Origin of the sequence: Paenibacillus sp. OK060, from assembly GCF_900101205.1 — a bacterium.
In the GTDB taxonomy this organism is placed as follows: domain Bacteria; phylum Bacillota; class Bacilli; order Paenibacillales; family Paenibacillaceae; genus Paenibacillus; species Paenibacillus marchantiae.
Genome location: NZ_FNFR01000001.1, coordinates 184242 through 207179 on the forward strand (window position 1 = coordinate 184242; position 22938 = coordinate 207179).

At 47.5% G+C, this 22938-nt stretch carries 16 protein-coding genes; all 16 read left to right on the plus strand.

What is annotated here, in order from left to right; translation table 11 throughout:
- Positions 1-172: 172 nt before the first annotated feature.
- The 16 genes from BLS14_RS00810 (at position 173) to BLS14_RS00885 (ending at position 22849) form a co-directional block, all read left to right on the plus strand.
- Positions 173-1972 (plus strand): sensor histidine kinase, encoded by a 1800-nt coding sequence (locus BLS14_RS00810; RefSeq protein WP_090949023.1) that lies wholly within the window; start codon positions 173-175, stop codon positions 1970-1972.
- Complete coding sequence (locus BLS14_RS00815) at positions 1947-3566, plus strand: response regulator transcription factor (protein WP_063564734.1); 1620 nt, start codon at positions 1947-1949, stop codon at positions 3564-3566. The genes BLS14_RS00810 and BLS14_RS00815 overlap by 26 nt, the downstream gene beginning before the upstream one ends.
- Before the next feature lie 174 nt (positions 3567-3740).
- Complete coding sequence (locus tag BLS14_RS00820; protein WP_090949025.1) at positions 3741-4727, plus strand: ABC transporter permease; 987 nt, start codon at positions 3741-3743, stop codon at positions 4725-4727.
- 17 nt (positions 4728-4744) lie between these two features.
- Entirely contained in the window at positions 4745-5653 is a 909-nt protein-coding gene (locus BLS14_RS00825; protein WP_053783705.1) for a carbohydrate ABC transporter permease, read from the plus strand.
- A 182-nt stretch (positions 5654-5835) separates the two neighbouring features.
- Positions 5836-7362 (plus strand): ABC transporter substrate-binding protein, encoded by a 1527-nt coding sequence (locus tag BLS14_RS00830; RefSeq protein WP_090949027.1) that lies wholly within the window; start codon positions 5836-5838, stop codon positions 7360-7362.
- A gap of 122 nt (positions 7363-7484) precedes the next feature.
- Positions 7485-8183: a hypothetical protein gene (locus tag BLS14_RS00835; protein WP_063564730.1), complete on the plus strand. Its 699-nt coding sequence runs from the start codon at positions 7485-7487 to the stop codon at positions 8181-8183.
- A gap of 329 nt (positions 8184-8512) precedes the next feature.
- On the plus strand, positions 8513-10258 hold the full coding sequence (locus BLS14_RS00840) for a sensor histidine kinase (RefSeq protein ID WP_072732339.1): 1746 nt from the start codon (positions 8513-8515) through the stop codon (positions 10256-10258).
- 89 nt (positions 10259-10347) lie between these two features.
- Positions 10348-11970, plus strand: coding sequence for a response regulator (locus BLS14_RS00845; RefSeq protein WP_090949028.1), 1623 nt, complete (start codon positions 10348-10350; stop codon positions 11968-11970).
- A gap of 103 nt (positions 11971-12073) precedes the next feature.
- Positions 12074-13780, plus strand: coding sequence for a type 2 periplasmic-binding domain-containing protein (locus BLS14_RS00850; protein ID WP_371121144.1), 1707 nt, complete (start codon positions 12074-12076; stop codon positions 13778-13780).
- Between the two features lie 248 nt (positions 13781-14028).
- Positions 14029-14919: an ABC transporter permease gene (locus BLS14_RS00855; RefSeq protein ID WP_062321959.1), complete on the plus strand. Its 891-nt coding sequence runs from the start codon at positions 14029-14031 to the stop codon at positions 14917-14919.
- A 29-nt stretch (positions 14920-14948) separates the two neighbouring features.
- Positions 14949-15827: a carbohydrate ABC transporter permease gene (locus BLS14_RS00860; protein ID WP_064639146.1), complete on the plus strand. Its 879-nt coding sequence runs from the start codon at positions 14949-14951 to the stop codon at positions 15825-15827.
- Positions 15828-15859: 32 nt separating this feature from the next.
- Positions 15860-16969: a glycoside hydrolase family 53 protein gene (locus BLS14_RS00865; protein ID WP_090805276.1), complete on the plus strand. Its 1110-nt coding sequence runs from the start codon at positions 15860-15862 to the stop codon at positions 16967-16969.
- Between the two features lie 34 nt (positions 16970-17003).
- Positions 17004-19076, plus strand: a complete 2073-nt coding sequence (locus BLS14_RS00870) for a beta-galactosidase (protein ID WP_090949032.1) — start codon at positions 17004-17006, stop codon at positions 19074-19076.
- Positions 19077-19357: 281 nt separating this feature from the next.
- A complete protein-coding gene (locus BLS14_RS00875; RefSeq protein WP_063564724.1) occupies positions 19358-20797 on the plus strand; it encodes an NAD-dependent malic enzyme in 1440 nt (479 codons plus the stop codon).
- A 1-nt stretch (position 20798) separates the two neighbouring features.
- Entirely contained in the window at positions 20799-21524 is a 726-nt protein-coding gene (locus BLS14_RS00880) for an HD domain-containing protein (protein WP_256336112.1), read from the plus strand.
- A 257-nt stretch (positions 21525-21781) separates the two neighbouring features.
- Positions 21782-22849 (plus strand): FUSC family protein, encoded by a 1068-nt coding sequence (locus tag BLS14_RS00885; protein ID WP_063564722.1) that lies wholly within the window; start codon positions 21782-21784, stop codon positions 22847-22849.
- The last annotated feature ends 89 nt before the right edge of the window (positions 22850-22938 follow it).

Sequence of the window (22938 nt, forward strand, 5' to 3'; positions counted from 1 at the left end):
TAGACAGATGCAAGCAAGTATGACTACAATAAACATGCCATTATAAGGAAGAAGATGGAAGAAATACAGTGGTGGAGCATCAAAAAAACAGGAGAAATCGCTTGATCTTGACAGCGGTTACAACAATGTGCAAAAGAACTGAAATCTAGATTAGACAAAAGGGCGGGAATTCATGAACTTCATCCGTTCATTGCGCTTTAAGTTTATCGTGGGTCTGACATTGATCATGATGCCACTATTCATGCTGCTATATTACAACAACGTATATGCCATGAAAGTTGTACGTGATCAAGTGTCTCTCACCAATATGAATCATCTTGCGAAGAGTGTGGAGCAGAACGAGCGTGTGCTGCAGGAGACCAATCGGTATTTATACAGTCTGGGTGAGCGAGACCCGGACATTATCTCCCTGTTTTTTCTCAAATACGGCAGCGGCGATTATATTATTGCCAAACAGCGTATTATGAACAAATTCATGACCGATATCGGATTTTATAATCTGATCGATTCATTTTTTCTGTACGATGCCGTGAATGACGATCTGTTACTCGCTACCTCGGGCAATTATGATGTCAAAATGTCGATTGTGCAGGAGAGCATGCCGGTCCAGATGCAGCAGCTGGAGGGGGAAATCCAGAAGCCAGAGTGGAGCATCGTTCGGGGAGGCACATGGAATGCCTTGGTCAAAACGGTGCGGATCAACGCCCAGTTCTATGCGGGGGCGCTGGTGGACATGAATGCACTGAATCACCCCGAGCAATTCACGGAGTCCGGTGACCGGGGAGGTGCAGTCATCGTGGGAGCAGATGGCGGGGCGCTGTCCGATTCAGCCCTGAACTCGGCACAAATCAAACTGGCCGCAGCCCATATCACGGGATTGAATAATCCGTACCAGGTGATCTCTGAAGTGACGTCTATAGGCAGTGCACGTCAGTACCTGATGCTTGGCATTCCCTCAGCCATGTCTGAGATGAACTATGTTGTCCTGCTGCCAGAGGAGGATATGATGCGAAACCTGCCATTTTTTCAGCAGATCATTCGCCTGCTTCCGATTGGTGCAGCGGTCATTCTGATAACAGCTATGATTTTTCTCAGGCAGCTCCTGTTCCGTCCGATGAATGTGCTCATACGTGGGATGAGAAGGGTTAGCCGAGGAGAACTTGATGTGAGGCTTGAGACGCCGTCTTCATCTGAACTGGAGTTTGTCACACACAGCTTCAATCAGATGACAAGTGAGATCCAGCATCTGAAGATAGATGTGTATGAGGAACAATTGCGCACGAGGGAAGCAGAGTTTAAACAATTGCAGATGCAGATTAATCCTCACTTTTACCTGAATTCATTGAATATCATTCATAGCCTGGCTTCGTTGCAAAAGCATGAGCTGGTGCAGCAGATGGCGGGGCATCTGGCAGATTATTTCAGGTTCAGCCTGCGTGCAGGCAAACGTGTTATTCGATTGGATGAAGAATTGGAACATATCAGTCATTATTTGGAGATTCAGAAGCTGAGGTTTCCCAACAAGCTGGATTTCGTTCTTGATGTTGAACCGGATCTGGGGCATTATGTGCTGCCGCCCTTAACGATTCAACCTTTTGTGGAGAATGCCATTATTCATGGCTTTCAGCGTCGCACAGAACCTTTTGTTATTCGTATAACAGCACGGAAGTCGAAAACGTTATCTGATCCTGAACTGTTTTCGGTTCTTCAAATTTCTATTACAGATAACGGTGTTGGATTTGAGCAAGACATACTGGAGCGCCTGCAACAGGGGCAATACGCCGAAGATCCGGGTGGACAGCACATTGGCATCTGGAACGTTATTCATCGGCTGCTTGTAAAGTACGGCGAACATGCCGGATTGCAGTTCAGCAATCAGACTGAAGGAGGGGCAGCAGTCCATATTCATATGCCCGCTCAGACGGAAGAAGAAGAAGGGAGAGCCTATGCGGAACCTGTTGATCGTGGATGATGAAGTATACGCCTTGCAAGCGATGGTGGAAGGAGTGAACTGGAGCCTGGCCGGAATCGACCAGGTATTCAGTGCTGGTGATGCGGAAGAAGCGAGAATGCTGATGAAATCCCATCCCATTGATATTATGATCTGTGATATTGAGATGCCGGGTGAAACGGGACTGGATCTGCAAAGCTGGGTGTTAAAGCATGATCCCGGCATGCAGACGATTTTTCTTACAGGTCATGCCCTGTTCGATTATGCCCAGACGGCAATCAAGCTGAACAGCTTCGATTATGTGCTGAAGCCTGCTCCCGCAGACCAGCTGATCAAGGTTGTGAGCCAGGCAATGGACAAAATCAAGGATGACGAGCAGCGTTCCCGCACCAATGAAGTATATGAGACGGTGTACAAACGCTGGCAAACGCATAAACCACTGTTGACCGAGCGTTTCTGGAAAGACGCCATCTCACAGCGCGTAACCTTAACCCAGCAAAAGCTGCAGGAGCTGGCCGAGGTCTATGGAGCCGAGATTGATCCGCACGTGCGCGTGTTGCCGATTGTCATTTCCGTCGAAGAATGGGTGCGAGACTTCGATCTGCGTGACGAGGAGGTGCTGGAATATGCGCTCCGCAATGCTGCCAAGGAAATGCTGCTTGGTGACAAACCTGGGGAAGTGTTTCAGGATCACAGTGGGCTAAATATTGTGCTTGCATACGAACAGGACGGTATCATACCTACGGCGAGTGAAATGGCACAAGGATGTCAGAGCTATATTCAGGAGTGTGGTACCTATTTTTATTGTCGATTGTCCTGTTACGTCGGAGTCCCGGTTGCTGTTACAGATTTACAGGGGATGCTGAATGAGCTGATGGACATGGAGCGTCGCAATATCAACGAGCTTGAAGGGGTCTTCATCTATGACGAGGTAGGCCGAGATACGGAGGATCGTTTTCTGCCAATACCGTGGTTTTCCGAGCTGTCCATCCTGTTCGAAACGGGAAAGTTTGACGACCTGCGCGAGCGTGTGGACGAAATCTTTGAATTACTGGCTTCACAGGAGCGTTTGTCACCGGAAATTCTGCGCTTGTATTATCATGCGATGCTGCATGTAATCTACCCGTTGCTGCATCAGAAAAATGTATCTGTACGCAGCCTGTATCCCGGAGAACGGGAGCCGGAAGAAAACGTTGTGACACGTTCGCTGCCCCAACTGAAGCAGTGGACATCAGACCTGATCAGTCGTGCCATCCCGGTATTGTACCCGGACGATCACAGTCCAATGACGATTGTGGACCAGTTATGCATTTACATTGAAAATCATATTGGTGAAGAGCTGATGCGAGAAGAACTTGCATCCTTTGCCGGATTTAATCCGGCCTATCTATCCCGCCTGTTTCGTAAAGAAAAGGGCATGTCGCTTTCCGAATTCATTCTCCAGCGCAGAGTAGCCAAAGCGAAGACGTTATTGTCCCAGTCTACCGTGAAGGTGACGGATATCGCAGGCAAGGTCGGATATTACAATTACTCTCATTTTACGAAAATGTTCAAAAAGTGCACGGGCATTACCCCACAGGAGTTTCGCAAACAGTCCCGAACGGTACAGATTTGACGCAGCATGCTGCGTCTTTTGTTTTTTTGTGCCCTAAAGTCATAATTTGATCAGTGAACAGGTCACCACAGCAGATAGTGGACCTGAACGCCCCGCCGTATACTTGAACCACAGGAGACACAGCGGTGTTTCATCCTGAGGATGAAATTCAAGAGGAGTGAGGGAGAACAAGTTATGAAGACACAACCCCAGGCGGGTAAGGCAGCACGTCTATCGGATGGAAGGGACATACCGGTTCGAAAACGAAAGTCTGTCCTGTACAATCTAGGTAAATTCAAGGTTTTGTATCTCATGTTTGTGCCAGGCATTCTGTTTCTGCTGGTGAACAACTATATGCCGATGTTCGGCGTTCTGATCGCATTCAAAAATGTAAACTATGCCGACGGTATTTGGGGCAGCCCGTGGAGCGGCTGGGATAATTTCAAGTATTTGTTCTCCACCAGCGATGCTTGGGAGATCACACGTAATACGCTCGCCTATAACACGGTATTTATTGCGCTGAATTTATTTGTAGGTGTAGGGCTTGCGATTTTGTTGAATGAAGTGAAGAACAAGGCGATGTCCAAATTGTATCAGTCACTCATGCTGCTTCCGTATTTTCTGTCGATGATTGTAGTCAGCTATCTGGTGCTCGCGTTTCTCGGCAAGGATTCGGGCTTCATGAACTCAACGATTCTTCAGCTCTTTAGCGGACAACCAATTGACTGGTATTCGGAGCCCAAGTATTGGCCGTACATTTTGCCACTGGTGAACACATGGAAGAATATCGGTTATTATGCCGTCATTTATCTGGCAGCAGTGGTAGGCATCGATGAGGAATATTATGAAGCAGCCGTGCTGGATGGCGCAAGCAAGTGGCATCAGATTCGCTTCATTACCGTTCCGTTTCTCATACCGCTGATCGTGATTATGACATTGCTGCAGATCGGTCGTATTTTCTACGCGGATTTCAGTCTGTTCTACCAGGTTCCGCTGGAATCGGGCGCATTGTTCCCGGTTACGAACGTTCTGGATACTTATGTGTACCGAACCTTCCTTATTGGAGGCGATATCGGGATGTCCTCGGCAGCCGGGCTGTATCAGGCTGTTGTCGGATTTGTACTTGTTCTCGTATCCAATACCATCGTTAGGAGAATGGACAAAGATAATGCATTATTTTGAGAGGAGGCAAGCCAGCTGTGAAATCACGTGATCCATTAGCCGTGTCGCGGCGTTCCGCGTCTATCATACACGCTATGTTTATATTCTATGCCATTGCCTGCATCGTGCCGATCCTGCTTGTCTTCGCGATCTCATTCTCGGACGAGACGACGGTCATTGCGAACGGATATAAGCTGATTCCGGAGAAGTTTAGCCTGACTGCCTATGAGTTTCTGTTCAAGGACATGGATCAGATCATCCATTCCTATGGCATTTCAATTATCGTAACCGTGATAGGTACAATAACGAGTGTTGCACTGACTGCATTGTACGCATATCCGCTTTCCCGAAGAGATTTGCCGTATCGCGGGTGGTTCGCCTTTTTCATCTTTTTCACCATGCTGTTCAATGGCGGTCTGGTCCCATGGTATCTCGTCTATGTGAACGTACTGGATTTGAAAAACTCGATTCTGGCACTGATCATGCCGCTGCTGTTGTCACCGTTCTTCGTGCTGGTCATGCGTACGTTCTTCGCCAATTCCATTCCGGTATCGATTCTTGAATCGGCACGGATTGATGGAGCGGGTGAATTGAGAACGTTTACACGTATCGTGCTTCCGCTCTCCCTTCCGGTGATGGCGACTGTTGCACTGTTCAGCACATTGAATTACTGGAACGATTGGTATCTCAGCATGATTTTTATATCTGATAACCGGACGATCAGTCTTCAGTACCTTATGTACCGGACGCTGCTCGATATTCAATATTTAACATCCAATTCCAATGTCTCTTCACAGATTTCCTCACAGGGCGGGTTGCTGAATCTGCCGAATAAAACACTGCAGATGGCGATGGCTGTAGTCGGTATTGGTCCAATCGTACTGGCATATCCATTCTTCCAGCGGTATTTCATCAAAGGCCTGACCGTAGGCGCAGTGAAGGGGTAACTCCGGCCGGTTAGCGGAGAGGGCAACGGATAATTGAAGATGGACCTGAGAGGGCATATACAAAAAGCAGCGAGTACAGACACGCCGGAGGGCCGGTAAGCGAACGGACTTTTGCAGATTAGGGAACATTGCGAATTGGGGCAATCGGTTGCTGGGTCCAACATATGACGGGAGGGGTTCACTTGGTTAGAACGTTTAAGGTATGGCCGCGTTTCGCGGCAGCAGTTATGGCGCTGAGCCTGGTGCTGGCAGGTTGCTCATCAGACAAAGGCGGAACAACACCGGAAGCACAGGGTGGCGGTGGAGCGGAGACTGGGGGCAAGCCCTATGAAGTGACGTTGTATTATCCAGGGACACCACAGAAAGATGTAGCTCTGGTGGAAGCTGAGATCAACAAAAAGATGGAGCCAAAGATTGGGGCAACACTCAAGATTAATGCGATCGACTGGGGGCAGTGGGATAACAAGCTGAATCTTATGATCTCTTCCGGCGAAAAATCAGACATTATTTTCACAGCGGCTTGGCAAAATTATACGGTCAATGTGGCAAAAGGAGCTTTCTTGCCGCTCAATGATCTGCTTGACAAGTATGGGCAGGATATCAAGAAAAATCTCGATCCAGCCTTTCTGGAAGGTTCTCAGGTGGATGGCGTAAACTATGGCGTTCCTACCAACAAGGAGTTAGCTGCGACGCGTGGTGTACTCGTACGCAAAGATCTGGCTGACAAATACAAGCTCGATCTGACCGCAGTAAAAACATGGGCTGACCTGGAGCCGCTGCTCAAAACAATCAAGGAAAACGAACCAGGCATCACTCCATTCTATATGTCCAATACCAATGGTAACGGGCTGTTAGAAAATCTGGACTGGGATTATCTTGGTGATGCATCCGTTCCAGGCGTCATCTCCAAAACAGCGGGTACAACGACGGTACTGAATGAAGTGGAGACCCCTGAATTCAAGGAAGCGGCTGAGCTTGCACGCAAGTGGTATCAGTCTGGATACATTAACAGTGATGCAGCAACTTCCAATGTATTCCCGAAAGATCAGGCGAAGGCAGGCAAGGCCTTCCTGTGGACCGATGGCATGAAGCCGGGCAAGGATAAGGAAGAAGAAGGGTATGTCGGATATCCATTGACCCAGATCGAGATGACACAGCCTACGATTACAACCGGGGATGCTTCCGGTGCGATGCTGGCGATCTCCCGTTCCTCTGAGCAGCCGGAGAAGGCGATGCAAGTCATTAACCTGCTGCATTCCGACAAAGAAATCAACAACCTGCTCAACTTCGGAATTGAAGGCACACATTATGTGAAGAAAGACGGCCAGGACAACATTATTACCTTGCCGGAAGGTGTAGATGCGAACAGTCGCACATATAATCCTGGTGCACAATGGCAGCTAGGTAACCAGTTCCTGAACTACCTCTGGGATAATGAAGATCCGCAGAAATGGGAAAAGTTCAAGGAGTTTAATGCCAAAGGCGTTAAGTCACCTGCACTGGGCTTTACGTTCAATAGCCAATCCGTCAAAAACGAAATTGCTGCGGTCAACAACGTGAACAAACAGTTCAAACCGGGTATGACATCGGGTGCAGTAGATCCGAACGAGATGATCCCGAAATATCTGGAGAAGCTGAAAGCCGCAGGTATTGATAAAATCATTGCAGCTAAACAAGAACAGCTCGACGCATTCCTGTCGAAAAAGTAGAATTGAGTTGCAAAACCAAAGACGTTTTCGGTTAAAAACCGGAGCGTCTTTTTTTATTTGGATCGTAAACCATAATAAGGAAATATATGATATAATCAGGTGGTTGATTAGGGGGTGTTCGTGTGTCGAGAACCAGACTTGTGTTCTCTGCGATGTTATTGCTGTTTGGCATCATTTTTACGTTTAAGCATCACCTCGGTTTCTCTGTGGGGGACACGATGTTGTCTGCTATAGGCATGTCGCCTTATACCACATCCTATGTAAGTGGTGTGCATATCACGTTATTTTTTGGAATGGGTATATTAGCGTGCAGCTACTATCTTACACGCAAAGAAATCATGCCATTATATCCGGTTCTGGCCAAACGGCTCTGGCTGATCGTTCTCGCTATTGTTCTCAGTTATTCCTACATGACGGATAAATTGATGTATGTAGCCAAATGGGGGGCGTCCGGTATCAATGGTGTTTCCTATGTCCAAAACGATAGTTCCTGTACCTATGATGTACTGGAAAATGGCATTACACGAGTAAACTGTGACCTGACACTCAAAAATTACACCAGAGAGCCTGTAGCAGCTGTGCTTTTGCCTGACTTGGCCCGCAGTTACAAACACCAGGATGATCCGCTCTATGAATCCCTGCAATCTGTCCAGCTGAAGCCTGTGCATATAGAGATTGAGCCGCATGGAACATTTAAAGGTCAACTGGCGTTTTCCGGTTTGGCTGCCTCCCCGCTGCAAGTCAAAGGAAAGCTAACCGATATTGTAATGGATGTCGCCGTAGATGGAGAGAACACTGTGTTTGACTACGATATTCCATAATGATTTTGCGTTAACAAGATAGAATGAATACATAAGAAAAGCAGTGCGAATTAGAAGAAATTAATCAATATATAGTGTTTAGAAAGGAGCTGGCGGTTGCCAGCTCTTTTTGCGTGGAAGTTGCAATTAGTGCAGAAAAGTTGGTTTTGTCACCTTTATGTATGTATATGGTAACGCTTACGATATATATAGAGTCTCTTTAAAGAGATTAAGTCAGGAATAACAGATGAGCTGTGGAGCGGATTCGCCCAGAAAAAATAGTTTATGTTTAACGCTTTCATCGTTAAAATTAGATTCACTGACTAATGAAGGCAAGGTGAGGTAAGCAGATGTCATACCGGACGAATCTATTTTCCAAAATGGTCATTTTAATTCTAATTATGCTGGTTCCAGTCGTGCTGCTGTACTGGTATTCCAACCATAAAACGACAGCAGTTCTGCGGGATGAACTCAATCGCTCCAACAGTAACCAACTGGAATTTTTTCAGAATCAAGTGAACACACACATCGAGTTGTTATCCTCGTGGCCGAATCTGCTCATCCATGATCCTGATATTGCGAGCTTCCGGCGGATCTACGCCGACAGTAAATATTTCGATCTGGATACGATCAATTTGGTTAAACGTATTCAGAACAAGCTGAGCATCCAGGAGAGTTCATCCAACTGGACAACGAAACTGTACCTCTATTCGCCGACGCTGGGCAGAGTCATCTCTGAAAGAGATGCTGGCTATTATGATCAGCAGACGCTGAGAGGCAACATATCATCCGGATGGAATGTTCGAAAGACTCAGGAAGGGGAAGATGATAAATTCATCTTCAGCTGGATCACCGTATCTCCGTACGGCATTAGCGATCCCGCAGCCAATGCGCAAACCGTGATTAAGCTAGAATTCGACAGTGACAACATTCGAGATATGTTGGACAAATTCAAGGACGATGGTCGCCATGATCCATTTTATTACCGGGAAGAGACGGGGGTCATCTATAACCGCACCTCGGATCGTGCCCTGACAGGTCAGCTGATGGACAAGCTGGCCATTGATAAGCTTAAGGATGTGGATAACCGGACGGTAGTCATTAACGGCGAGCCTTATATGGTTAATACGGTAAAGTCCAGCACGACCGGCTGGTATCTGGTCGATTACATGCCACTATCGGCTATTCTGAAGCCGATTCATCAATCTAATATACTGTTCTACTCAGCGATGATCTGTCTGCTATTGATGAGCTTTGCCGTAGCCTATCTGTTATATGTACAGGTCCAAGTTCCTGTCAAACAGTTGATTCGTGGATTCCAACGATTGAAGCAGGAGGATTATTCAGTCCGAATTACACCCAAAGGACGCAATGAATTCAGCTTTTTGTCCGAACGATTCAACTCTATGGTGGCGCAGATTCAGCAGTTGTTTGAACACGTGTACCTGGAACAGATTCATGTGCGTGAAGCCCGTCTGAAACAGCTGCAATCGCAGATTAATCCACACTTTTTCTATAATTGTTTCTCATTCATTACGAGCATGGCCAAGCTGAAGCGTGTCGATGCCGTCGTTGCCATGTCGCATAATCTGTCCCGATACTATCGGTATACGACGAGGCAGGAGCGTGATGTGGTACCGCTCACAGAGGAAATTGAGTTCGTCACGTGTTATCTGGAGATTCAGCAGATGCGTATGGACCGAATACGTTTCAAAATTGACTTATCGGAAGACCTCTTAAGGCAAGAGGTGCCTCCTCTAATCGTACAGCCACTGGTGGAAAATGCGGTCATTCATGGAATTGAAGCCGATGCCGAAGCTGGGGAAATACGGGTGTCCGGAGAACAGAGAAATGGCATGATGATTCTTACCGTAGATGACGACGGGCAAGGTATGGATGACTTGGCCCGGCAGATGCTGCTCCACAAACTCACAGGCGGTATGGACCAAGAGATGGGATGTGGGTTGTGGAACGTTAACCAGCGTCTTCAGCTCAGGTATGGGGAGCAGGCGGGAATTAGCGTCACGGAATCACCGCTTGGTGGGCTGCGTGTTACCTTGTCCTGGCCTACTGACGAAAAACATCTTATTGAATAGAAGGATAGAAATAGAGACGCGATATGACCACAGAATTAGAACTATAGAAAGAATGCATTGCATAACGAAGCAGATAGGGAGTGACTGTCTTGATTGATATTTTACTGGTGGATGATGAAACGTATGTAACTGAAAGTCTAGAATTGACCATTCCTTGGGGCGAGCTCGGGGTTACGACGGTTTTGCGTGCAGCATCTGGCAAGGAGGCGCTACAGATCTTGGAAGAGAATGCAGTGGACCTTGTGGTGACCGATATTCGAATGCCGGGCATGTCCGGGCTGGAACTGGTGGAGGAGGTAAGCAGTCGATGGGCGCATATCCGCTGTATTCTGCTGACCGGGCATAGTGATTTTCAATATGCCAAAAAAGCAATTCAGCTGCAAGCTGCCGATTATATTCTCAAGCCAGTGAACGATGAGGAATTCATGGCTTCGGTCTCCGCTGCCATCACGTCCCTTCGGGATGATTGGGATGAATTTGATAAATACCATCGGTTGTTATATAGCCGGAAGTCAGATTATAAAATTTTGCGGGAGAATCTGATGCACGATTTGTTATTGGGCCGCGAGATTACAGCACGGGCACTGGGTGAACAGCTTGAGAAGTATGAGATTGTGCTTCAGCCGGATCAACCGGCAGTTATGATGCTAATTCGCCTTACAGGCAGGTTCTCGGCAATGGACCAGCAATCACTGGATTTGATGGAGTTTGCGGTTGGCAATATTGCCGAAGAGGTGTTTGGTCCCCAATTCAACGTATGGTTTGGACGAGGTCCTCATGAGAGTTTGGTCATGATGATACAGAGTCAGGACTGGACAGAGCCTGCTCAGACCAATGTGGAAGAACTGAAACAGCCAGTTGGAACTTTCCGCGAGCATGTCATTCGATATCTGCAAGGTGATCTATCCATGGTGGTTACTGCACCGTTTCAATTTGCCGATCTGACAACCGCTTATCGTAAAGGTTTGGGATCACTCGTACTATCGGGTCCAGAGGAAAATACAATCATTTACATGGATAAAGAGCTGTCCAAACGACCGGAGAACGATGCGGCTCAAGCGCTTGAAGAGCTCTATAAGCCACCCGTTCTGCCTCAATTGCTTGAAACCAAACAGTGGGAGGCTGCGGCACGTAAACTGAATGCTGTCTTTGATGCAGCGGACCGTGTATGTCTCTCCAGAGAGCATGTATATGAGATGTATTTGTCAGTAACGAATGCTTTTATGTACATTGCGCACAAGCAGGGGCATCTCGTACATGAGATTGATCATGCGGGATTTGATCTGCTATTGGCACATCAGTTGATTCAATCACCTGACAAGCTTCGCCGCTGGGCGACTGAGATGCTTGCCAAGTTGCAGGAGGAGCTGTCGGATCAGGAAGGCGTGCAGAGTCGCAGACACGTCATCAAGCAGGTTCAGGAGATGGTAACCAGAGACGCAGGACAGGATCTATCCGTGAAGATGATCGCAGACAAGGTGTATTTGCATCCCGTTTATTTGTCCAAGATCTACAAAGCCGAGACAGGTGAGGGGCTGGGCGATTATATGATTCGCATGCGGATGGAGCGTGCATTGTATTTGCTCAAAAACACCAACAAAAAGATATACGAGATTACCAGTGAACTTGGGTACCAAAATCCGCAATATTTCAGCAAAATGTTCAAAAAACATTACGGCATGACACCGAATGAATATCGGGATCAGGCATAATTTCAACATCATTCCAATATATAGGTTGCCAAAGGTGCAGAAATCTTGTTTTCGTGACATAGGCTGAAAGACCCGGCAGGCCTATAATGAAAGGGTAACCAAAATGATTGAAGGGGGAACAACATTGAGAGCGAAATCCACGAAAAAGAGATTACTGTCGCTTCTCGCAACGGCGGTGTGTCTGACCGGCGTCCTTGCAGGCTGTACAGGAGGAAATAGCGGAGGAGATAGCGAGGCATCAAGTACGCCAGCTATTGAAAACGAATACAAAGAAAAATATGATCCTGCAGTAACGATTACAACGGCATGGGGAATTGATCCTGAGCTAAAATTCAAAAATGGCGAATCGATGGAAAATAACGTAGCAACCAAGTGGGCCAAAGATCAATTTGGCATCGACATCAAATCCTTGTGGTCTGTAACGGATACGAACAACGCATTTGCGACAAAACTTCGTCTTGCTATGTCATCCGGTCAGGAGATGCCTGAAGTGGTAATGGTAGGGGACAACCTGCTTGCACAGGATCTGATTGATTCTGGCATGTACCAGGAAGCGGGTCCGCTGTTCGACAAATACGCTTCCGACACATGGAAAAAAGCGATGGAGCAGGATCCCAATGTATGGAACCAGTATAGCCGTGACGGCAAAAGAATGGGTATTCCCGTACTGGACTATGCGTACAACAATGATTACCTGCTGTGGATTCGCCAGGACTGGCTGGACAAGCTGAATCTGGAGGCGCCAAAAACAATCGATGAACTGGAAAAAGTCATGGATGCGTTCAAAAATCAAAATCCGGATGGCTTAGCTCCAGATAAGGTCATTCCGCTCAGCATTGGTTTCAAAACATCCATGAACACATGGATGGGAGATCCATCCTGGATCTTTGGTGCATACGGAACATTGCCGTTCCAATGGAATGTAGCTGAAGACGGCAAGCTGGAGTATGGTTCCATCAATCCTGGCATGAAGCAAGGTCTGACCAAATTGAGCGAATGGCTCAAAAAAGGTTACATCCCGCAGGAAGCAGCATTGTGGGATGAAAACAAAACAGCCGAGCCAGCAGTGGCAGGTACAGCCGGTATTATCCCAGGTCCATACTGGATGAGTGGATGGCCGCTTCTGGATACAGTGAAAAATGTGCCAAGTGCCGTTTGGAAACCGATTCAAATCCCGACCGGTCCAGAAGGCAAAGCTATGCGTCATGGTACACAGTTTGTTAACGGCGTCATTCTGATCAAGAAAGACATGGAGCACCCTGAAGCGTTCTTCACGTATGAGAACTACCTGTTCGACAATTATGCAGACCCGGCACCGGGTAGCCAGTATGATAACGGTCTATTTGCAAAGTATGACTATCAATTGGATGCCAATGGCAAACAATTGCCGATTGACCAAATTGAAGGCGGATATGTGAACGTTGTACGTTATTTGCTCGTTCGTGACGGCGCCCGTATTCCCGATGCTCAGATGAAAGCCCTGCTCAATCTGGCAGATGGCAAAGAGCCTGAGACGAAGCTTGAGAAGGATGTTGCTGTCAACTACGGTAAAGAGACCCCTGCCGCAGCGAAAGTGTTGCTCAGTCAGGAAGAAATCTCCTACAAAAACATGTTCACAGGTCCTACAACAGCGACAATGAAATCCAAGCTGGACTACCTGAACAAAATTGAGAATCAAGCATTCAACGAAATTATTTATGGCAAAAATCCGGTAGATGCGTTCGATACATTTGTACAAACGTGGAAATCGGGTGGCGGCGACCAAATCACACAAGAGGTCAACGAATGGTATGACAGTGTGAAAAAATAAGGATACAGCAGCGTGCAGACCAACCAGGTCTGTGCGCTTTTTTGTCGTTATGAGAGCCTGATTTGCTTCGGGGAGGTGCGGGTCAGCAGTGGATGAATGACTGGAATGACAGCGAGTCCAAACTGGTTGCTTTTGTGCCATTTATATTGCTTTTATGTGCTGTTTGACCTATGCAAACGGTTGATATAATCGCAGTATAAGCCGCTCAGGGAGCACTTGAGTAGGAAGAATTACAGGGGGGAGCAATCATGAGAACTTTAAAACGAACTTGGCCATTTCACGTAATGCTGCTGCCAGCCATCATCTTTTTGATCATATTCAGCTATGTGCCTATGGGCGGAATCGTTATGGCATTTCAGAACTACAAACCATGGCTCGGCATCAGTGGCTCGGAGTGGGTCGGGCTAGATAATTTTAGATATTTGTTTGAACGCGAAGACAGCCTGCAAGTCATATGGAATACTCTGATCATTGCTGTACTCAAACTCATTTTTAACTTGTTTGTCCCGTTTGTGTTCGCGATTTTGTTGAATGAAGTTCGCAAGATGGCGATCCAGCGAACGATCCAAACCTTGGTGTATCTGCCTCACTTCTTGTCTTGGGTTATCTTGGGCGGAATTCTGATTGATCTGTTATCCACCGGAGGACTGGTGAACCGGGTACTCGGAACATTCGGACTTGGGCCATATTTCTTCCTTGGAGATAACAGTTGGTTCCGACCGACGATCATTCTAACGGATGTGTGGAAAGAATTCGGCTATAACATGATTGTCTTCTTGGCTGCCCTTGCCGGCATTAACCCAGCGCTGTATGAAGCAGCAGAGATTGACGGAGCGGGTCGCTGGAAACAGACACTGCATATTACCATCCCGTCTCTTGTACCGATGCTGATGGTGGTTGGAACACTGGCACTGGGTAACGTGCTTAACGCTGGGTTCGATCAGATTTTCAATCTGTACAACCCGCTCGTATATCAAACGGGCGACATTATTGATACATTCGTTTATCGCTCGGCGCTGGAAAACGGAGAGATGGGCTTCGCGACCGCAATTGGATTATTTAAATCGGTCATCAGCATGGTCTTGATCCTTGTATCATACAGCTTAGCCAAAAAATACGCCGGATACCGCATATTCTAATCGAATGAACAGAGAAAGAAGGGACCACGATGTATCATAAATCAACGCCTTATCGCGTGTTCAATGTCATCAATATTTGTTTTCTCATTTTGGTTGCCATTATGTGTATTGTACCGATGATTCACGTTCTGGCTGTATCCTTCAGTAACAAGGCTGCCGCAGATGCCAATCTCGTTAACCTCTGGCCGGTAGGGTTCTCACTTGAAGCATACAAAAAAACGATGAATAACCCGATTTTCCTAAACTCTCTCTGGATTTCCTTGCTTCGGACAGTCATTGGTACGGGAATTACGTTGCTGATCACCTTTTTGGCAGCGTACCCGTTGTCGAAAGAAAATAATGAATTTAAAGGAAGAACCGTCTATTCATGGATTTTTGTTTTTAGTATGATCTTCAATGGGGGACTCGTTCCCTTCTATATGGTCATCCAGAAGATCGGCCTGATGGATTCCTTCTGGGTGCTGGTGCTTCCGGGAGCGGTTAACACCTTCCTCGTTATTCTGATGCTAAACTTCTTTCGGGGTATTCCGAAAGAGCTTGAGGAAGCGGCGCTGATGGATGGAGCCAATCACTTCAGAACGTTGTTCAGTATCTTCCTGCCGATTTCCATGCCATCTATCGCAACGATTGCATTGTTCAGCATGGTGTTTCACTGGAACTCATGGTTTGACGGATTGCTCTACATGAACAATGCCAAGGATTATCCGCTGGCCACTTTCATGCAGACCGTAATTATCAAACGTGATATGAGTACGATGGCCATGAACCCGAAAGAGATGGAAACCATTTCTCAAACCACAGTAAGAGCGGCACAAATTTTTATTGGAAGTGCGCCAATCCTCATTGTGTATCCATTCCTGCAGCGCTTCTTTGTCAAAGGTATGACCTTGGGTTCAGTTAAAGGCTAAACCTGCATCTAAATTAAACGGAGGTTGATGAAGTGAGCAATTTAAAGGAAGAGGCATTCATTCTCGGAATGGATGTGTCATTTATGGATGAAATTGAGCAGCATGGTGGGACCTATCGTGATGAGCATGGGCAGCAGGCGGACTTGCTGACCCTTCTCAAGCTGGGTGATGCCAATGCAATCCGGTTGCGAATCTGGAATGATCCTGTAGGCGGATTCTGTAATCTGGAGCGGACGGTAGCGGTAGCCAAACGGATCAAGGAACAAGGATTACAATTTTTGCTGGATTTTCATTATTCGGATCGCTGGGCTGATCCAGCCAATCAATGGAAGCCGAAGGCATGGGAGAAGCTGTCCTATGAGGAACTACAACGTGAGGTATGTACCTATACGGCGGATGTGCTGAGAACACTCAAGGAGCATGATGCATTGCCAGACATGGTGCAGGTGGGGAACGAAATAACACCTGGCATGTTATGGGATGAAGGACGTGTTGGTGGGGAAGAGCATGATACCGATGAACAGTGGGAGCGTTTTGCTGGACTTGTGAAGTATGGCATCGCTGCTGTTAAATCGGTTGATTCGGAAATCAAAATTATGATTCATATAGACCGCGGTGGTGATAATGCGGAGAGTCGCAAGTTTTATGATCGGTTTGAGGCGCTAGGTGTGGAGTTCGATATCATTGGGCTCTCATATTACCCTTGGTGGCATGGAACACTGGATGCACTGCGGGATAATCTGCATGACTTGGCTGAACGCTACGGCAAACCAATCAATGTTGTTGAAACCGCTTATCCTTGGACATTGGAGCAGCCTGAAGGTCACGAGTGGATTCTGAATCAGGAAGAACTGTTACTGCCCGGGTATCCGGCAAGTGTGGAAGGACAGACACGTTATTTGAAGGATTTGCTGCAGATTATTCGTGAGGTTCCCGGAGGTCTAGGAGCGGGATTCTATTACTGGGAGCCTGCCTGGATTCCTAGCAAGGAAGAGTGGTCTGTTGGACATCCGAATAACTGGGGCAACCTGACGATGTTTGACTTCAAGGGTCAGAAGTTGCAATCGTTTTCAGCGCTGAAGGCTGGAGAGGAAAATGACACTACATTGGATGAGCAGCCGAGTGCTGCATTGATCAAATAGATAATTAAAATGAAATGAATAAGGAGTTGTCAGCATGACATACAAATATCCACCTGTGAGTTCCAAAGCACCTCATATGTTACATGGTGCAGATTATAACCCGGAGCAATGGCTACGCTATCCTGAAGTCCTTGAGGAAGATATCCGATTGATGAAGCTTGCCAAATGTAATGTGATGTCCATTGGCATCTTCTCATGGGTATCCCTTGAACCGGAGGAAGGCGTGTACACGTTTGAATGGCTGGATCAAGTGCTGGATCGTTTTGCGGCCAATGGAATTTATGCATTTCTGGCTACCCCAAGCGGTGCAAGACCTGCCTGGATGTCGGCCAAGTATCCAGAAGTGTTGCGTGTTGGGGCCAATCGGGTTCGCAACCTGCATGGCTTCCGTCACAACCATTGTTATACATCTCCGGTATACCGGGAGAAGGTTACTGCAATCAATACAAAACTTGCAGAACGTTACTCGGATCATCCGGCAGTAATTGGCTGGCACATTTCCAATGAATTCGGCGGGGATTGCCACTGTGATTATTGTCAGGACGCTTTTCGCGGCTGGGTGAAAAACAAATACGGCACACTGGACGAGTTGAATCACTCCTGGTGGACAACATTCTGGAGCCATACCGTGACAGACTGGAGTCAAGTGGAGTCTCCTGCCCCGCATGGAGAGACACAGGTCCATGCGATGAATCTGGACTGGCGCAGGTTTGTCACCGATCAGACCGCTGATTTTATCGTGCACGAAACGAAACCGCTGAAGGCCAAAAATCCCGATCTGCCGGTAACGACCAACCTGATGGAATTTTATGAAGGATTGAACTACTGGAAATTCGCTGACATTCTGGATTTTCTGTCATGGGACAGTTATCCGACATGGCATGATGCGGACGAAGAAGATACACTGGCATCCAGAGTGGCGATGATGCATGATATCGTTCGTTCCATCAAGGGCGGGCAGCCGTTTTTATTAATGGAGAGCACACCAAGCTCAACTAACTGGCAAGAGACCAGCAAATTGAAACGCCCGGGTATGCATTTGCTGGCATCTCTGCAAGCAGTAGCACACGGCTCGGACAATGTACAGTACTTCCAGTGGAGGAAGAGTCGGGGTTCCAGTGAAAAGCTTCATGGAGCGGTTGTAGATCATGTTGGGCATGAACATACCCGCGTGTTCCAGGATGTAACTGACGTAGGAGCAGCACTAGAAGGAATGCAGGCGGTGGTTGGAACGTCCGTTCCGGCTGAGGTTGCCATCATCTTCGACTGGGAAAACCGCTGGGCAGTAAAGGATTCCCAAGGGCCGCGTAACATCGGAGTGAAGTACGAGCAGACGGTAGAATGGCATTATGATGCATTTTGGAAAAAAGGTGTGCCTGTGGACGTCATCGACATGGATACTGATCTCTCCAAGTACAAACTGCTCATCGCACCTATGCTCTATTTGGTACGTGAAGGAGTGGGTGAACGCATTGAGCGATTCGTGGAAAATGGTGGTACATTTGTAGCCACGTATTGGTCAGGTATCGTAAATGAGAATGATCTGTGCTTCCTGGGAGGATTCCCTGGACCGCTTCGCAAGACGCTGGGGATCTGGTCAGAAGAGATCGACGGCTTGCATGACCGTGATCTGAATGGGATTGTGCCTGTGAAGGACAACGAGCTTCAACTGAATGCCGAATATGATGCTTTCGAATTATGTGACCTGATTCATCTGGAAGGTGCAGAAGCTCTGGCGACATATCGCTCCGACTTCTATGCCGGACGGCCTGCTTTGACCGTTAATCGTCTTGGCTCAGGTAAAGCCTATTATATGGCTACACGTTTCAAAGCTCCATTTTACGATGATTTCTATGGCAGTCTAATCGCTGATCTGGGTATAGAGCGTGCTCTTGAAACTCAGCTTCCTGCTGGAGTTACGGCACACATTCGTACAGATGGCACAGCGGATTATGTATTTGTGCAGAACTACACACCGGAGACGAAGCAAGTACAACTGGACAACCAGTCCTATCGTGATCTGCTGAGTGATGATGCTGTAGAGGGCAGCCTGGATTTGCAACCATATGATATCCGAGTACTGCGCAGAGCGGCTGAGCGTAAATAATATATTTGTTACTCATTTGGCTGAAAAATGTAGGGATAACAGCGATCGGAAGGTTGTTCTATCATCGGAGTGGCAAGTGTAAATATTCTTTAGTTTAACTTATATAGTGTGCAGAAGGGCCACCCTTAACGTCTCGATCAGACGGAGAGGGTGGCCCTTTTTGTCGTATTTAGATCACACTGAGCACTTTTTTTGGGCAAGATAAAGGATAAACGTGTCCGCGCAGCGAAGACAAACAGGTAACATTGCAACTCATGACTTTCAGTCTGGGAGGAATTGGAATGAATCAAAGGAATTTAGACGGTAACAGCTTTATTATTCGGCTGGAAATGACAACAAAAGACATCAAGTTTGGTGAAGTGGCCTCGGCCATCTCGGAAGCTGGCGGAGACATTATCGCCATCGACGTAATTTCGACCAATCAGGATGTAAGTGTGCGCGACTTAACTGTCGCTGTAACGGATGCACAAGATAATAGCAAAATTATAGAAGGGGTGCGCCAGCTTAAAGGAGCATCCATCATAAACGTATCGGACCGGACGTTCCTGCTGCACTTGGGCGGCAAGATCGAAGTTACGCCGAAGGTCCCGATTCATAACCGTGAAGACCTGTCACGTGTATATACACCGGATGTGGCCCGGGTATGTTCGGCTATATCAGAAGAGCCTGGAAAGGCATTTTCGCTGACAATCAAGCGGAATACGGTTGCCGTAGTATCCGATGGTAGTGCCGTGCTTGGCCTTGGCAACATTGGACCACGTGCCGCGATGCCAGTCATGGAAGGTAAAGCGATGTTGTTCAAACAGTTTGCAGGAGTGGACGCTTTCCCGATCTGCCTGGATACACAGGATACCGAGGAAATCATTCGAACTGTGAAAGCGATCTCACCAGCGTTTGGCGGGATTAACCTGGAGGATATTTCTTCACCACGTTGCTTCGAAATTGAGCGTCGCCTGAATGAGGAACTGGACATCCCGGTATTTCATGATGACCAGCACGGTACAGCAGTTGTGTTGTATGCAGGTCTGATCAATGCGCTCAAGCTGGTTGGTAAATCCATCACGGATGTGAAAATTGTCGTCTGTGGTATCGGTGCAGCAGGTGTGGCATGCAGTAATATTCTGCTGTCCGCGGGTGCGAGTCGGGTTGTCGGGGTGGATCGTGATGGTGCGCTGGTACGGACGAATACCTATGAAAATGAAGTATGGAGCGACTATGCGGCTCGTACCAATCCGGAACTGGAGACAGGTTCACTTCGTGACGTGATTCGCGGAGCAGATGTCTTCATCGGTCTGTCGCGCGGTAACCTGTTAACCCGTGAAGATGTGCAAACCATGGCCGCCGATCCAATTGTTTTCGCCATGGCGAATCCTGTACCGGAGATTATGCCGTCTGTGGTGGAAGACATCGTGGCTGTCATGGCGACAGGTCGCTCAGATTATCCGAATCAGATCAATAACGTATTGTGTTTCCCAGGTATGTTCAGAGCCGTTCTGGATTGCCGTGCCAGTGAGATTAATGAAGAGATGAAGCTCGCAGCAGCTCAGGCGATTGCTTCAGCCATTTCCGATGAAGAGCGCACCCGCTATTATATTATTCCGAGTGTGTTTAACGATAAAATCGTCAAATCGATGCGCAATCGCGTGATTGAAGCAGCGGTCAAAACGGGTGTGGCAAGACGTATACCGCGTGAACAAACTCGCGAAGGCGGGGACGTGTAAGATGCAAGAGAATTCCCCTCAACATCTGAACCTACACACGCAACAATTAGGGCATGGGGATCAGGTTGATGGAACGTTAACAGGAGAGGCTATTCTTCGGGCGGCTCGTGCTTTTGTACAGGGAGATGCGGCCGTACATACGGATGGTCATGACTGGCCGCATATCGAGCGGGTGACCGCACTTGCGGTCGAGCTTGCACACCGTATGGGTGCCGATCCCTTTATCTGTGAACTCGCTGCATTGCTTCATGATGTGCCGGATGAGAAGCTTAACGAAAGTCTTGAAGCCGGAATGGCGAAGCTGAATGCATGGCTGGATACCCAGCCGCTTGAAGCGGGTACACGGGAAGCTGTGGTACGCATCATTAGTTCCATTTCCTATGCAGGAGGGCAGCGACCTGCCGTCTCATCCCTGGAAGCCCAGGTGGTGCAGGATGCGGATCGCCTGGATGCGCTGGGCGCTATTGGTATTGCGCGTACGTTTGCTTTTGCCGGCGCGAGAGGTCGTGAGATGTATGATCCCGCCCTTCCGCCACGAGAGCAGATGACGCGGGAGGAATACCGGAATGGACGCAGTACAACGATCAATCACTTTTACGAAAAGCTGTTTAAGCTAAAAGATCTGATGAATACGTCCTATGGCAAGGAACTGGCAGAGCAGCGTCATGACTTTATGGTGCAGTTTGTGGAGCAGTTCAAGCGTGAATGGGAAGGAAGGTTTTCATAACTTTCTCCGTTTGAGTTAAACATACAATACCCCCTACTTCCGAGAGTGGAGTGTGGGGTATTGTTTTGTGTACATAGAAGTAGTAGGGAATGGAATTTAACTCATCAACAGGATACAGGGCATGGTAACCCAAAGGCTTCCATGATACAATAAATCGTTCTCCTGAATTGATTTCGGGCAAAAAAAGAAATATGGGGTAATAATGATAATGATCATCCAACGAATGAAATCAGTTTCGAAAAAGAGGAGGGGTCACCATGTCATTTGGTGCACGTGTACTTAAGACAGGGATTGCGGTCACGCTGGCCCTGTACCTTAGCAGCATGTTCCTGAACCCGCAATCTCCCGTTCCCGCCGCAATTGCGGCCATCTTTGCGATGCAGCCATCCATTTATCGTTCCTGGAAGTATTTCCTGGATCAGCTGCAGACCACCACACTTGGGGCAATTGTGGCCCTGCTGGGAGGCATGGTGCTGTCCAATGAGCCCATCGCCGTCGGGTTAATTATTGTGCTGGTTATTATGATTTGTCTTAAATTGAATATGGGCGAAACGGTTGGCCTGACGCTGGTAACCGTTGTATCAATTATGGAAGCGTCGGGTGACTGGCATTTTGCATTGAACCGTTTCCTGCTGACACTTGTCGGCATTGTATCTGCTTTTCTTATTAATATTACCGTATTTCCACCCAAGCCGAAGATTCAGTTCGTGAAACAGATTCAGAGTGTGTTCAGTGGCATGTCACTGCTGCTGCGGACATCGATCTCGGATGAGATTAAGGAAGTGGTGTTCCGGGATGAGAAAAATAATCTGGGCGGTTCCATTAAATCTTTGTCAGATAAATATAATTTGTTTGAAGAAGAACAGAAGAAGATGAAACGTTCCACATTCAGCGAGACCCGGCAGATGGTCGTATACAAACAGATGCTGCTGAGTCTGCAAAAAGGATTCGATGTGCTGGATTCGGTAGAACGCCATTATTTCCAGGCATCGCGAACACCGGAAATGGATCAGTTCTTTGATACACATCTGGAGCTTGTTATCAAATTCCATGAACATGCGCTGCTCAAATTCGAGGATAAGCTGAAACCGAACGGGGAAGAGGCGGCACAGTTCATTTTGGATAATGATCGCTTCATGGAGCAGGCCATTTCCCAGTTTGATATTGATCAGGAAGGGATGCTGAGACTGTCCATCGTAGCTGCCGCGATCTATGACTATGGCTATCAACTAGAACGATTGAACCGGCTTGCCGAACATGTGCATAGTGCCAGTGAAGACAAGGAGTCACAGGATAAAATTCTGAATTGGCTTAAATGGCCGTAAACATGGTAGTACAGTTTGCGGTGATGTGGTTTCATCATATACAATGGAACCACAACCAGCCCGGACAGCGTGTCCGGGTTGTTTTGTCA

What these genes read in the sequence shown, in the direction of transcription:
- BLS14_RS00810 (WP_090949023.1), top strand. Translation starts at nt 173, where the DNA reads ATGAACTTCATCCGTTCATTGCGCTTTAAGTTTATCGTGGGTCTGACA.
- BLS14_RS00815 (WP_063564734.1), top strand. Translation starts at nt 1,947, where the DNA reads ATGCGGAACCTGTTGATCGTGGATGATGAAGTATACGCCTTGCAAGCG.
- BLS14_RS00820 (WP_090949025.1), top strand. Translation starts at nt 3,741, where the DNA reads ATGAAGACACAACCCCAGGCGGGTAAGGCAGCACGTCTATCGGATGGA.
- BLS14_RS00840 (WP_072732339.1), top strand. Translation starts at nt 8,513, where the DNA reads ATGTCATACCGGACGAATCTATTTTCCAAAATGGTCATTTTAATTCTA.
- BLS14_RS00850 (WP_371121144.1), top strand. Translation starts at nt 12,074, where the DNA reads ATGATTGAAGGGGGAACAACATTGAGAGCGAAATCCACGAAAAAGAGA.
- BLS14_RS00855 (WP_062321959.1), top strand. Translation starts at nt 14,029, where the DNA reads ATGAGAACTTTAAAACGAACTTGGCCATTTCACGTAATGCTGCTGCCA.
- BLS14_RS00860 (WP_064639146.1), top strand. Translation starts at nt 14,949, where the DNA reads ATGTATCATAAATCAACGCCTTATCGCGTGTTCAATGTCATCAATATT.
- BLS14_RS00870 (WP_090949032.1), top strand. Translation starts at nt 17,004, where the DNA reads ATGACATACAAATATCCACCTGTGAGTTCCAAAGCACCTCATATGTTA.
- BLS14_RS00875 (WP_063564724.1), top strand. Translation starts at nt 19,358, where the DNA reads ATGAATCAAAGGAATTTAGACGGTAACAGCTTTATTATTCGGCTGGAA.
- BLS14_RS00880 (WP_256336112.1), top strand. Translation starts at nt 20,799, where the DNA reads ATGCAAGAGAATTCCCCTCAACATCTGAACCTACACACGCAACAATTA.
- BLS14_RS00885 (WP_063564722.1), top strand. Translation starts at nt 21,782, where the DNA reads ATGTCATTTGGTGCACGTGTACTTAAGACAGGGATTGCGGTCACGCTG.